The following is a 1,091-nucleotide window of genomic DNA, read 5'->3' as shown; positions in this document are numbered from 1 at the left end:
CACGCGGCAGCCGGTAGAACGTCAGCGTCTCGGCGATGTTGCCTTCAACCCAATCGACGAGCTTCGGATATTTGCCCTGCCATTTGATAATCCACGCCGCGAGATCTCGTTGCGCCTCCTGCAAATCGCGTCGGTCGTACATCCAGCGCAGTTCCTGCAAGCAGTCGTCATCCGCCTTGCGTGGCAGGTAGTCCAGTGCATTACGCAGAAAGTGCACGTAGCAGCGCTGCCAGGCGGCCTCAGGAAGCACCTCGCCGATGGCCTTCTTCAAGCCCGCATGATCGTCCGAGGCGACGAACTCCACGCCTGAGAGCCCGCGCTTTTTCAGTCCCAGCAAGAACTCCTTCCAGCTCGAATGGCTCTCGCGGTTCGCCAGCTCCACGGCCAGCACTTGCCGATGACCTTCCCAGTTGATGCCAATGGCAATCAGCACCGCCTGCGAGCGAATCACGCCCGATTCGCGCACCTTCTCATAGCGCGCATCGACGATCAGATACGGATACGCTTCCTCTAACGGCCGATGCGCGAACTTCGCCAGCGTTGCGTCGAGCCCTTTATTGATGGCCGAGATCGCCGAGGCCGAGAAGCTGTGACCGCATAGCTCTTCGGTAATCGCCTTGACCTTGCGGGTCGAGACGCCCTGTACGTACATCTCGGCGAGCGCGGCCACCAATGCTTTCTCGCTGCGCGCATAGCGCTCGAACAAGGCAGTGGAGAATTCCCCGTGACGGTCGCGCGGCACGCGCAGCTCCAGCTTGCCGATGCGCGTCACCAGCCCGCGACCGTAGTAACCGGCTCGATAGCCACTGCGTGTCTCGGTGCGCTCGTTAGGCGATGCCCCCAGCAGCTCGGTCATCTCCGCTTCGAGCACTTCCTGAAGCGCATCCTTCATGAGCGCCTTCATCAGGTCCCGGTCGCCGGCAACCAGCGCTTCCACTGGCGGCCGGTTCGTACTACGCTTGGTCGTGGCCATGGCGTAAGCCCTCCCGAGGGCAGGTTGAGGAACTCGACATTCATCAACTTACACCACGGCCACCCTTCCTAAGCATTTTCCCGCAAGCAGCTTTTTGCACACTTCTCGGTACATTACC

1 protein-coding gene is annotated in these 1,091 nt (G+C 60.9%); it reads right to left on the bottom strand.

Translation table 11 applies throughout. The features are described from left to right. Positions 1-973, bottom strand: a 973-nt coding sequence (locus NCR34_RS27870) for an IS256 family transposase (RefSeq protein WP_250501437.1), incomplete at its 3' end; no start/stop codon positions are given. Between the last annotated feature and the right edge of the window lie 118 nt (positions 974-1,091).

Source organism: Caballeronia sp. GAWG1-5s-s (assembly GCF_023631445.1).
Lineage (GTDB): Bacteria > Pseudomonadota > Gammaproteobacteria > Burkholderiales > Burkholderiaceae > Caballeronia.
This window is presented reverse-complemented; position numbering and strand designations above follow the sequence as displayed.